Raw genomic sequence first — 11,698 nt, 5'->3', positions numbered from 1 at the left:
GGCTCCACCATCCTTCGCTCGCTGCGCGAGCTACGGCCGGGCAGGCCCAACGCTCAATTCGAGCGAAGGATGTCCCGCCATAGCCGGAGGCGAAGGCGGACACCCCGGTCAGTCCAGCCTCAACATCATTTGGCGCTCGCTGCGCGGGCTTCGGCCGGGCAGGACCAACGCTTAATTCGAGCGAAGGATGTCGCGCCATAGCCGAAGGCGAAGGCGGACACCCCCGGTCATCCCTGGCTCAACATCATTTGGCGCTCGCTGCGCGAGCTACGGCCGGGCAAGCCCAATGCTCAATTCGAGCGAAGGATGTCCCGCCATAGCCGGAGGCGAAGGCGGACACCCACTCTCCGTATGCGCCCTTGCGCTTCGCGTGCCCTCCAATATCCGCGACAGTCTGCCACTCCGGTTCTGGCAGGATTTGCGGGCGAGCCGGGTTGAAGCCGGTCAGGGCAGGGCCTAACCTGCCGCCTGATTTCGGGGGAGATTGCAATGAAATATCTGGTGTCTGCGAGTCTGCTCGCGATCATGACGGCGTCGGCAGCCCTGGCAGCGGCGGAGCATGAATGTCCGGTCGTGGCCGGTGATGACTGGCGGCCGAGCGCGGCCTATCACTGGCTCGATATCGCGCTGAACGCCACGGCGCATGAAGTGCCACGCTTCGGCGCCCGGCCGACCATCATTTCGCGCCAGCTCGCCATCGTCGAAACCGCGGTTTACGACGCCTGGGCGGCCTATGACGACATCGCCGTCGGCACGCGCTATGGCGGCAATCTGCGCCGGCCCGAGGCCGAGCGCACCGAGGCCAACAAGCAGATCGCGATCGCCTATGCCGCCTACCGCACCATGCTGGACCAGTTCCCCACCGAGGCGGACTACATCACCGGCGCCTTTGTCGCGGCCGGCCTCGATCCGGCGGATAACAGTCTCGACCCGGCCAGCCCGGTCGGGATCGGCAATCTCGCAGCGGCAGCAGTGCTGGAATATCGGCATCATGACGGCGCCAATCAGCTCGGTGACGAACCCGGCTCCGATGGCGAGCCCTATTCGCAATACATCATGTACCGGCCCGTCAATGGCCCGTATGAGGTGATCGATCCGGACCGCTGGCAGCCGATCCCGGCCAGTGATGGCCATGGCGGCGTCGCGGTGCAGACCTGGTTGACGCCGCACTGGTACCGGGTTGCCACCTTCGGCCTGGATTCGCCCGACCAGTTCCGCGCGCCGCCACCCCCGGTCGTCGCCTCCGAACAGCTGATGGCGGAGACCGAACAGGTCGCCGAAATGAATGCGGAGCTGACCCCGGACCAGAAAGCCCTGGTTGAATTCATGCGCGACGGTCCGGCCTCGACCGGCCAGGCCGGACACTGGCTCAACCTGTCGCAGGTCGTCTCCTGCCGCGATCACAATGATCTCGATACCGATGTGAAGATGTATTTCGCGGTCGCCAATGTCGCGATGGATGCCTTCATCGCCTCGTGGGAGTCGAAGATCTATTACGATACCTCGCGCCCATGGACCCTGATCCGGCATTATTTCGGCGATGAGGTGATCGAGGCCTGGGGCGGGCCGGGCGAGGGCACGGTGCCGCTGGAGGCCAGCCGCTGGATGCCCTATTCGCCCGCCGTCTTCCCGACCCCGCCCTTCGCCGGCTATCCATCGGGGCACTCAACGGTCAGCGCAGCCTCGGCCGATACGCTGCGGCGATTTACCGGCAGCGATCATTTCGGACACCAGGTCAGGCTTGAGGCCGGATCCCTGACCGAACCCGGTCACAGCACCACGCCGGTCACGCTTGATTTCCCGACCTTCACCTATACGGCGGAGCAGGCGGGCATCTCGCGCCTGTATGGCGGCTATCATATCCAGGCCGATAATCTGGAAGGCCTCATCATGGGCCGTCACGTCTCCTCCCACGACTGGCCGGTGCTGGAATCCTTTTTCAACGGAACAGCCAGGGTGAGCGGGGCCCTTCCGGCGCCGCAGGGCTGAGGCAGGGCCGGCTCTCAGGCGCCCGCCAGATCGGGCAGAGCCTGGCTGATACGGGCGACAGCACTGATGACGCGGCGCCAGGCGAGGTCATCCACAGGACGTTCCAGGGCACCGACCACGTTCGGGAAAACCCGGGCGCGATCCGACATGGCGGCGTCACGGGACACGGCGATCACCGGCAAGCGGCGGAAGCGCCGGTCATCCTGCATCCGCTGCAGCAGCCAGAGACCATCGCGCGGTCCGGGCAGCTGCCCCAGAAGCAGGCAAGCAGGCCTGCGGGCGCCGGGCGCATCGACCCAGCACTGCATCAGCCCCCAGGCGAGTTCCGTCGTCCTGACATGCTCGAGCTGGACGTCGAGCGAGAAGCGCTCGAAAGCCGACTTGATCTGGGCCACGTCGGAATCGTGATCTTCAACGAGCAGGATGCGCTTCATCGGTCGTGCACTCCATCCAGCATGCCCGGCGAGCAGCGGTTCACGAAATCTTCGGTCCGGAAAGCAGTGCCGGCCCTCCCGGATCCGCGCCATGCCCGCGCCGGGCCGGGCGGCGCGCCGGACATTCACAACAGCATAAAAGATTGTCGCCCGCCCATGATCGCGGTCACGGGGCGGTCGGAATAATCAAGGATTCCGGCCTGCTGGACTCTGCATCTGCCGTCCCGCCCACTGGCTCCGTGCCACGGAACGCTTCTTTTACCAGCCGTGCGGTAGAGTAGCGGGATGAGCACATCGACCCGAAATCCGACCCCCATCCTGCGAGCCCTGACTGTTGCGGCTTGCCTGTCCGTATCACTGGCTGCGCCGGCACTGGCGATGAGTGGTGGTGGTGGCGGTAGTGGCGCGGCGCCGGCGGAAGACAGCCGGCATCGCAGCGTCACCTCCGCGGACACCTATCTGCCGCTGCCGCCACTGATGGCAACGGTACAGGCCGATCACCGCGCCCGCGGCAATCTGCAGATCGAAGCCGGTCTCGAGATCCAGGACGCCCGGTTGCGCCGGCGGGTCGAACAGATCATGCCCCGTCTGCGCAATGCCTATGTCACGGCCCTGAGCATCTATACCGGCGTCAATTATCGCTATGGCACCGTTCCCGATGCCGACCGGATTGCGCAATTGCTCCAGGACGCCACCGACATGACGCTGGGCACCGAGGGTGCCCGCGTACTGATCGGCATGGTGATCATCAACGCCGGCTGATCCGTTCGCTCGCGGTAGCACCGCTGCGCCGGCGCAATTGCGCCTGATCGCATCCTAGCCGGCGATGGAATCCATGAAGCGCGCCAGGGTCACGTCCAGCGCGGTGACGCCGTCGGCATCATGCGTCGTCAGCGTCACATCGACCCGGTTCCAGACATTGAACCATTCGGGATGGTGATTCATCACCTCCGCCTTGATCGCAGCCCGGGCCATGAAGCCCCAGGCCTCGTTGAAGTCGGCAAAGCTGTAGCTCTTGTGGATCGCATCCTTGCCGGCGACAGCCGACCAGCCCTCGAGCTGCGCCACTGCGGCGTCCGCACCCAGTTTCACTGCCGGGGTCTGTGATGTCATTGGCTGGCTCCGTTTTTGCCGCGAAATCGCCCATGAGGCGAAATTTAACTCTCTTGCCGCCATATTACCGGTGAAACCGGCTCAGGGAGCAAGGGCATGACCCATTTTTTGGTATCCGAGGAAAATCCGGGCGGACGCAAGCTCGAAGACATATTGATCGAGTTGCGCGCCGACATCCTCACGCGCTGCACCAAGATTTCCGGCGATTTGCGGCCGGAAGCCCTGGAAGTGATGGCCAATAACATGGCGATCCTGCAGCACGTGTCCGATGCGATCGAACTGGCGATGGACTCCACCGCCCTGCTCGACCGTGCCTTCGGGCCATCGCAAACGGGCAAGGGCGGCCCGCCGCGCATCGGCGAAAGCTGACTATTCCGCCGGCAGGCTCATCGCCTGCAGGCCCAGCGCCTCGAACATCGCCATGTCATCATGCGTCTCGGGATTGGGCGTCGTCAGCAATTCCTCGCCGACAAAGATCGAATTGGCACCGGCCAGGAAGCAGAGTGCATGCAGTTCACGGCTCATCTCCTCGCGACCCGCCGACAGGCGCACGAAGGATTGCGGCATCAGGATCCGCGCCGTCGCGATCGTGCGCACGAAATCGATACCGTCGAGCGGTTTGCTGTCGCCCAGCGGCGTGCCCGGCACGGCGACAAGATGATTGATCGGCACGCTTTCCGGCTGCGGCGACATGATCGCCAGCTCGGTCAGAAGCCCGATGCGCGCATCCTCGCTCTCGCCCATGCCGACAATGCCGCCGGTGCAGACATGGATCCCCGCACCGCGCACCTGGGCCAGCGTGTCGAGCCGGTCCTGATAGGTCCGCGTCGAGATCACACGGCCATAATCCTCCGGCGCGGTATCGAGATTGTGATTGTAATAGTCCAGGCCGGCATCGCGCAGCTTCTCGGCCTGACCGTCATCGAGCATGCCGAGTGTGACACAGGTCTCCATCCCCAGCGCCTTGACGCCGGAAATCATGGCGCAGACCTTCTCCTCGTCGCGCGGCTTCAGCGAGCGCCAGGCGGCCCCCATGCAGAAGCGCGTCGCGCCGCCGGCCCTGGCGCGCTCGGCAGCGACCAGCACCTCGTCGAGTGGCATCAGTTTCGAGGCCGACAGGCCGGTGTCAAAGTGCGCCGACTGGCTGCAATAGCCGCAATCCTCGGCACAGCCGCCGGTCTTGATCGACAAAAGCTGGCTGGTCTGGACCTGATTGGGCTGGTGGCACCGTCTGTGCACAGACTGGGCTGCAAACACCAGGTCGTTGAACGGAGCGCGGTAGATTTCCGCAGCTTCCGCGCGCGTCCAGTCGGAGCGGGCTTGCAAGAGGCGGTCGATATCATTGAGTAAAGCGGTCATGGATCATCGGTCCCGAAACAATTCCGGCGACCCTAGAAACAGTGGAGGCTCGCGTCCAGATGCGGGACTGCGCTGGGGCGGCCGTGTGCTGTTTGTGACCACATTGCTGCTGGTGACCGATCTGGCACTGCAACCGGGCCTGCCCTCACCGCCGGAAATTTTCGGCCCCGACAAGATCGAGCACATCCTTGCCTTTTTCGTGCTGACCGCGCTGGCACGCATGGGCTGGCCGCGGCGCGCATGGACCATCGCCGTGCTGATGCTCGCCTATGGCATCGGAATCGAATTTGCCCAGGCCATGACGAGTGTGGGGCGCTACGCGTCAGCGGCCGATGTGGTCGCCGATGCGATCGGGATCAGTGCCGGATTGATCTTCGCCCATCTGCTGGGCCGGCACGCGCCGCGCTGACATGAAAAAGGCCCCGCCGCAGCGGGGCCTCCTCACAGTCCTGGTTTTACGCTTACTCAGCCGATGTCGCGTCAGCCGCCTTGGCCGCTTCAAGCTTGGCGAAGTATTCCTTCGTCATCTTGAACACCAGCGGTGACAGGACCAGCAGCGCGATGAGGTTCGGTGCCGCCATCAACCCGGTCAGGGTGTCGGTCGTCAGCCAGAATGTATTCATCAGCTCGGTGATGTTGCTGCCGGCATAAAGCAGCATGGTCGCGAACATGATCATCGCCACCCAGAGCCAGCGGAAGGGCAGGACGATCTTTTCGCCGAACAGGTATTCCGCACAGCGCTCGCCATAATAGGACCAGCCCAGAATGGTGGTGAAGGCGAACAGCGCCAGCGCCGCCGCGACGAAGTGCTGGCCAAAGCCCGGCAGGGCCGAAGCGAAGGCATCACTGGTAATGCGGGCGCCGGTCTCGCAAATCTCCGGCGAGCTGCCGCCGAGCGCAAACAGGCCGGCATCGCATTCGGCCGGGATGACACCGGAGGTCAGGATGGCCAGACCGGTGATGGTGCAGACCATGATGGTGTCGATGAAGGTGCCGAGCATGGCGATAATGCCCTGGTCGACCGGGTCATTATTCTGGGCTGCGGCGTGGGCGATGGGCGCAGAACCCTGCCCCGCCTCGTTCGAGAAGATGCCGCGGGCGACACCGCGTTGCATTGCCAGCATGATCAGGGCACCCGAGAAGCCGCCGGCCGCCGCGCCAAAGCCGAAGGCATTGGTGAAGATGCGATAGAAGGCGTCCGGAATGCCGGTATAGTTCAGCGCCACGACGACCAGGCCGATGGCGATATAGGTCAGGGCCATGGCAGGCACGACCTTCTCGGCAACGCTGGCGATGCGCTTGATGCCGCCGAGAATGACGAGGCCGGCGAGGAAAGCGATCACGGCGCCGGTGATCCAGTATTCGACGCCATAGGTATCGCCAATGGTGCGGACGACCTCGACAGTCTGGATGGCGTTGCCGGTCCCCAGCCCGGCGAGCACGCCGAAGAAGGCGAACAGGCCACCGAGCCAGACGAAGCCCTTGCCCATGCCGTTCTTGATATAATACATCGGCCCGCCAACGCGGCGGCCATCGGCGTCCACCTCGCGGAATTTCACCGCCAGCACGCCTTCGGAGTATTTGGTGGCCATGCCGACCAGCGCCGTCATCCACATCCAGAACAGCGCGCCCGGTCCGCCGATCGCGATCGCGACGGCGACACCGGCGATATTGCCGGTCCCGATGGTTGAGGAGAGCGCCGTCATCAGGGCGGCAAACGGGGTGACATCCCCTTCGCCCTCGGACTTGCGGCCCTTCATCAGCTCGCCAAAGGCAAAACCGATCTTGCGCAGGGGCATGAAGCCCAGGCCCACGGTCAGATAAATGCCGGTACCCAGCAAGAGCAAGAGCATGGGCAGCCCCCACACTATGCCGTTCACGTAATCCACATACCCCGTGACGACATCAAGAGTCGTCGCTGCGTCAGCAGCCCCAGTCACATCTTGCATAATCTTCCCCGATTTGCGCTGGTACGCACCTTAGGCAGGAGCGGGTCGGATTGGAACAGGTTTTGTGAGACAGGCGTGAGCGCCCTGTACGGATCATTCCGGCGCACTGTCCGGTCCCCGCTTGGCACGGAGGCGGCAGTCCGGACCGGGCATTGGGAGACAGGGGATAGCTCAGCCCGGATTTTTCGGGACCAGCCGGCCGGCATCGATCAATTGCTGGAACAGCTCGACCACCGAGTCCGCCATCGGCCGGTATTCGATCCCGAGCTCACGCACGCTCTTGGAGTTGTCGGCGTGAAAATCGATCCCGACGCTTTCATTGACCCGCTTGCGCGTCAGGGCCGGATTGATGATGGGGCCGAGCAGCCAGACGACAAATTTCGGCATTTGCTTGTCGGAGATCTTGAACTGGTCGCCATAATGCGCGCGCAGGGCTGCGGCCATCTCCGGAAAGCCGGAATCATGCGCCGAGAGGATATAGCGCCCGCTCGCTTCCGGCGTGAAACCGGCCTTGATATGGGCGCTCGCGACTTCGCGCACATCGACCATGCCGATGCGGAAATCGGGCACGCCATTGGCCATCGCGCCGGTTCCGAACTGCATCATGATCGCATAGCTCTCGCCGGTCGTCTCAGGATTGATACCCGGTCCGAGGATGAAGGACGGATTGATCGCGATCAGGTCCCAGCGATCCTGCTCGCCGGCGATCTTCCAGCCCCCGCGCTCGGCCAGGGTCTTGGAATAGGCATAGGGCTCATTGGTCAGGCTCGAACTGGTATTCCACTCGTCCTCAGTGAGCATTTTCTTCGGCATGTGCTCGATATCGGCATTGGTGCCATAGATCGCGGCGCAGCTCGACGTCATCACCACGCGCTTCACCGTCTCGGTCGCATTGGCGGCGTTGAGCACATTGCGCACCCCATTGACGGCCGGGTCGACCAGTTCGGTCTGCGGGTCCTTGACATTCAGGGTGAAGGGCGAGGCGGTGTGGATCACCAGCTCGCAGCCCGCCATCGGCGCCTCGAACGAGGCCGCATCCATCAGATCGGCCTTGAAATACTTGATCTGACCCGGCGTGCCGGCGGCGATGGCGTTGAGGTATTTCAGCCCCTCGACCTTGTCGGGATTGCGCACGGTGGCGTGGACCGTATGGCCCGCCTCGAGCAATTGTTTGACGATGACGCCGGCGAGATAGCCGGTCGCGCCGGTGACCATGATCGGGGCCTGCGGATTGATCTGTGTCATGGACTCAGTCTCCTGTCGGGGCGACGGCAATGCCGCGCCAGAAAATCTCGTATGATGTGCGGGCGGTTTCGGCAGCCGGGACGTCGGGGTGGCTCCCGAGGAATTCGATCGCGGCGCAGATCTGGGCCTCGGCGAGCGTCTTCAGCAGCTCGGGCTCGATCGGGTGGATCACGCCTTGCGCCATCGCTTCCCCGATCAGCTCCAGCGTCGCGGCGAACATGTCGATGCCGTGGGCGCGGGCGCCGTCGCCGACCTCGTCAGAGAGTTTCAACTGCCCCAGCAGGGCATAATGATCGGGATGCGCCCGCGCCCAGTCGATTGCGCCGGTCCAATAGCCCGCCAGCCGGTCATGCACACTGCCCGAGGACGGCGCAGCGGCCTGCAGATGCGTCGCCCAGGACTGTTTCAGGCTCAGATAGACCGCCTCGACCAGCGCCGCCTTGGACGGGAAATAATTGAACAATGTGCCATTGGCGACGCCGGCCTCGCGAGCGATCAGGGCCGTCGGCGTGTCCCAGAATCCGCGCTCGTGAAACAGGCGGATCGCGGTCTCGATCAATCGGGTGCGCTTGTCGGTCATGCGGGCTGTATAGAGGTGACTGACTAATCAGTCAATCCCGCCCGACGGAGCAGGGTGCTTTCCCGCCATCGCCATCCGGCGTAGCAAGGCGCCATGGCCGCCCTGCTCACCCTCCTTCTCCTCGGTATTGGTTTTCTGGCCGTTCGCTACTGGTCGGAACGGCGCCGGCGCAAGCAATTGCTCGCCTCGCAGCTTTCGCCCGATCAGCGCGCCATCGTCCTGTCCTCAGTACCACTGCTGCGAAAGCTCCCGGAGCCCTTGCGGCAGACGCTGGAAGGCAAGATCGCCCTGTTTCTGCACCAGATCGAATTTATCGGCTGCAATGGTGTCGAGGTGAGCGACGAGATGCGGTTGTCGATCGCGGCGCAGGCCTGCCTTCTCGTCGTCAATACGCAGAGCTGGTACGTCAATCTGCGCACCGTGCTGATCTACCCGGCCGCCTTCAAGTCGCGGCGGGCGGAGCATGACGGCTATGTCGTGACGGAGCGCGAGACGGTGCGCACAGGCGAAAGCTGGGCCCGCGGCCCCGTGATCCTGTCCTGGGCTGACGCGCGGCAAGGCGCGCTCGACGACAGCGATGGTCACAACGTCGTCCTGCACGAATTCGCCCACCAGCTCGATGATCTCTCGGGCCACACGGATGGCGCTCCGGTCCTGAACAAGGGGCAAAGCTTCGCCAAATGGGAGCACGTCTTCGTCGGCGCCTTCCAGGCCCTCCGCCGCAAGGTCGAAAGCGGCCAGCCGTCAGTTCTTGACGGCTATGGCGCGACCGGACCCCAGGAATTCTTCGCGGTCGCAGTCGAGACCTTCTTCGAACGGCCGGCTGAATTGCAACGCGAGGAAGCCGAGGTGTACCGGCAACTGGCCAGCCTGTTCGAGCTGGATCCCGCAAGCTGGGCAGGGGATTCGTGGCTGGACCAGTAGAGCCGGGTGGAAATGTCTACGAGGGTCAGTCCGTACCCGGTTGGAAGCCCCCTTGGTGCTAGCCTCGCGGGGACCTTGGCAGGCCTTTTGCCTCCTTTGCGAGGGCGGCAATTTGGGCGTCTGCCGCTTGCTGCCGCTCCAGTTTACGGCGGCGATCATACCTCAAATATTGCTCTTCCGCCCGCCGCTTGGCTGCAGCGGATTTCACTTTACCACCCGCTTTCAGTACAGCGCGGCCGAGCTGGTGCAATTGCTGGTCCAGCAAAGCTGTCGCATCAGCCATCACTACGAGCCGACCCAAATCGAGCTGATCCTCAAAAATGTCGAGTAGGATTGTAGTGAGCCGGTTTAGCTCCCGGACTTCACCCTCAGCGAGATAATTTTTGGATACGGAGACATCTTGCTTCCGGATATTTTGCTTGGGCCATGTTTGCAGCCCCATATTCTCAGCGTTGTGATTCGCACGCTCCGCGATAATTTCAGATAGAGTGTGCGAGGTTACCGCGTAAACAAGCTTCGCTTGTGTCCGCTGATAGAACTCTCGAGCTGCCTCTTGCGTCCCATCGTAGTCTTGGCACAAAGCGCAGATGGCTCTCAACTCGCGATAAACATTCGCTTCGTCAGAGCGAATGTCCCGAATAATTTCGCGAAGCTCCGCAACTCGGTCGACATTCTCCGGATCTTTTAGACGCGGTGAGTCTACAACGAAGCCCTTCTTGGCAAACTGAACCAATATCCCCGTCGCCCAACGCCTGAACGCTGTCGCCTGCGCCGACGAGACTCGGTAGCCGACGGAAATGATGACGTCCAAATTATAGATCGTGACTGGGCGGGTCGCCGAAGCAATATGCGTTTTTCGCATATTGCCCTCTTCGCTCAGTTCACCCTCAGCAAATATATTCTTGATATGTCGGGAAATAATTGGCTGAGACCGACCAAACAAGTCCGCAATTTGGGCCTGCGTCATCCACAAGGTGTCTCCAACAAAACGGATATCTAATCGTTGGCCATTTTCTTGTCCGTAGACCAAAAATCGATCACCAGTCGTCTCATCCTCAACCAAGTGAACAGGCTCAAGTTGATCATCAGTCATTGTCGGTCTCGAATCGATTGGACGCAGAACATTATAGAAACATATAGCCGGCACGTCCCGACAATTTTTCAATTGATCGACCGACTTCACCCCACACAGCTGTAGCGCCACTGACCCGGACGAAATTCGCGCAATATGTGAAAAATGGTGCGCCCCACCGGACGAAGTCCGAACACTCCAAAGAGTCGGGTGCGGTGTTCGTGTGAAGCGTCAGAGCTTTTGATTCATTTGGGTCACAGGGTGTGATTCAGCCGCCTCTACCCACTTGAGGTTTCCTCGCCTGCTGCGGCCTACTATCGGACGATGGCGTTAGAGGCTGCATGCCGCACGCCTGCACGCTGTCTAGGCATGAGGCTCCGATCAATACTTTAGGAATGGGGCCGCACAGCCCTCTGTCCAGGACACCCCGATGGATGCGTATTGGAGAGTGTCGGTCCAGATGCATCGCCACCACTTTACGGCATATTATCTGCGACTTTTTCGATCGTCCGCAATGATTTCTCGAATTTTCTCCAGCACGTCGTCCATTTCGGGATTGTGCCCTCTCGCCTCGAGCATCGGCCGCCGAAGTGCCTCAAGGTCCCTCTCACCGGCGAATTTGAGTTTCATCTTGGCGGCGGTTTCTGCACCCACCGAACGTTCAAGCAGGTCTACCTTTAGATAGTTCACCGCAAGAGCCTCCAAGCACAAGGCGAAGAACGAGGCACTAAAAGTTCCTCTCGCGATTTTATTGCTCAAAGCCCGTTCAGATATCTCGACCCCTAGATCCGTAAGTCGACGGGCCAGATCCGCATAGCCAATCTCCAAGCGTGCCATTTCTGAACGAATGGTGCCCCGTACCCAAGCCTGAGCTGCGTCCTCGTAATTCAAATTGAATCTCCAGATTCGTTGAGATGACTTCATAATTGATGCATCCGCAGATGACAATGCGTCAAAATTGATGATTTTGGGTTGACACCTCGCAATTTGTGCCTTATTCATCATTATCGATGATTAACCGACAAATATGGAG

Annotated in this window: 13 protein-coding genes; 5 read left to right on the top strand and 8 right to left on the bottom strand. The window is 61.9% G+C overall.

Annotated elements, in window-relative coordinates:
- Nucleotides 1-489 precede the first annotated feature (489 nt).
- Nucleotides 490-1,989 carry a vanadium-dependent haloperoxidase gene (locus tag ACN0YL_RS05710; protein WP_417490336.1) on the top strand — a complete coding sequence of 500 codons (1,500 nt, stop codon included), beginning with the start codon at nucleotides 490-492 and terminating at the stop codon, nucleotides 1,987-1,989.
- 14 nt (nucleotides 1,990-2,003) lie between these two features.
- Here the strand turns inward: ACN0YL_RS05710 and ACN0YL_RS05705 are convergent, their stop codons facing one another.
- The gene (locus tag ACN0YL_RS05705; RefSeq protein ID WP_417467855.1) at nucleotides 2,004-2,423 is read right to left on the bottom strand and encodes a hypothetical protein; all 420 of its coding nucleotides are present in this window, start codon (nucleotides 2,421-2,423) and stop codon (nucleotides 2,004-2,006) included.
- A gap of 285 nt (nucleotides 2,424-2,708) precedes the next feature.
- Between ACN0YL_RS05705 and ACN0YL_RS05700 the strand changes: the two genes are divergently transcribed.
- Entirely contained in the window at nucleotides 2,709-3,185 is a 477-nt protein-coding gene (locus tag ACN0YL_RS05700) for a hypothetical protein (protein ID WP_417490335.1), read from the top strand.
- 54 nt (nucleotides 3,186-3,239) lie between these two features.
- On the opposite strand, the gene ACN0YL_RS05695 is transcribed toward ACN0YL_RS05700, so the two are convergent.
- A complete protein-coding gene (locus tag ACN0YL_RS05695; protein ID WP_417490334.1) occupies nucleotides 3,240-3,536 on the bottom strand; it encodes a 4a-hydroxytetrahydrobiopterin dehydratase in 297 nt (98 codons plus the stop codon).
- Nucleotides 3,537-3,632: 96 nt separating this feature from the next.
- Here ACN0YL_RS05695 and ACN0YL_RS05690 point away from each other — a divergent pair, with 96 nt between their 5' ends.
- The gene (locus ACN0YL_RS05690) at nucleotides 3,633-3,905 is read left to right on the top strand and encodes a histidine kinase (protein WP_417467861.1); all 273 of its coding nucleotides are present in this window, start codon (nucleotides 3,633-3,635) and stop codon (nucleotides 3,903-3,905) included.
- On the opposite strand, the gene bioB is transcribed toward ACN0YL_RS05690, so the two are convergent.
- A complete protein-coding gene (gene bioB, locus ACN0YL_RS05685) occupies nucleotides 3,906-4,895 on the bottom strand; it encodes a biotin synthase BioB (RefSeq protein WP_417497322.1) in 990 nt (329 codons plus the stop codon).
- Between the two features lie 85 nt (nucleotides 4,896-4,980).
- Between bioB and ACN0YL_RS05680 the strand changes: the two genes are divergently transcribed.
- Nucleotides 4,981-5,304 carry a VanZ family protein gene (locus ACN0YL_RS05680; protein ID WP_417490333.1) on the top strand — a complete coding sequence of 108 codons (324 nt, stop codon included), beginning with the start codon at nucleotides 4,981-4,983 and terminating at the stop codon, nucleotides 5,302-5,304.
- A gap of 52 nt (nucleotides 5,305-5,356) precedes the next feature.
- Here ACN0YL_RS05680 and ACN0YL_RS05675 read toward each other — a convergent pair whose 3' ends face one another.
- The 3 genes from ACN0YL_RS05675 to ACN0YL_RS05665 form a co-directional block, all read right to left on the bottom strand.
- The gene (locus ACN0YL_RS05675; RefSeq protein ID WP_417497321.1) at nucleotides 5,357-6,844 is read right to left on the bottom strand and encodes an alanine/glycine:cation symporter family protein; all 1,488 of its coding nucleotides are present in this window, start codon (nucleotides 6,842-6,844) and stop codon (nucleotides 5,357-5,359) included.
- 171 nt (nucleotides 6,845-7,015) lie between these two features.
- Nucleotides 7,016-8,089 (bottom strand): NAD-dependent epimerase/dehydratase family protein, encoded by a 1,074-nt coding sequence (locus ACN0YL_RS05670; protein WP_417490331.1) that lies wholly within the window; start codon nucleotides 8,087-8,089, stop codon nucleotides 7,016-7,018.
- 4 nt (nucleotides 8,090-8,093) lie between these two features.
- Complete coding sequence (locus ACN0YL_RS05665) at nucleotides 8,094-8,669, bottom strand: TetR/AcrR family transcriptional regulator (protein ID WP_417490330.1); 576 nt, start codon at nucleotides 8,667-8,669, stop codon at nucleotides 8,094-8,096.
- A gap of 93 nt (nucleotides 8,670-8,762) precedes the next feature.
- Between ACN0YL_RS05665 and ACN0YL_RS05660 the strand changes: the two genes are divergently transcribed.
- Nucleotides 8,763-9,593, top strand: coding sequence for a zinc-dependent peptidase (locus ACN0YL_RS05660; protein WP_417497320.1), 831 nt, complete (start codon nucleotides 8,763-8,765; stop codon nucleotides 9,591-9,593).
- Between the two features lie 58 nt (nucleotides 9,594-9,651).
- Here ACN0YL_RS05660 and rhuM read toward each other — a convergent pair whose 3' ends face one another.
- Both rhuM and ACN0YL_RS05650 read right to left on the bottom strand, forming a co-directional pair.
- Complete coding sequence (gene rhuM, locus ACN0YL_RS05655; RefSeq protein WP_417497319.1) at nucleotides 9,652-10,686, bottom strand: RhuM family protein; 1,035 nt, start codon at nucleotides 10,684-10,686, stop codon at nucleotides 9,652-9,654.
- Between the two features lie 465 nt (nucleotides 10,687-11,151).
- Nucleotides 11,152-11,670: a DUF6471 domain-containing protein gene (locus tag ACN0YL_RS05650; protein ID WP_417490327.1), complete on the bottom strand. Its 519-nt coding sequence runs from the start codon at nucleotides 11,668-11,670 to the stop codon at nucleotides 11,152-11,154.
- Nucleotides 11,671-11,698 lie beyond the last annotated feature (28 nt).

The organism is Maricaulis sp., assembly GCF_048269565.1.
Taxonomy (GTDB): Bacteria; Pseudomonadota; Alphaproteobacteria; order Caulobacterales; family Maricaulaceae; genus Maricaulis.
This window is presented reverse-complemented; position numbering and strand designations above follow the sequence as displayed.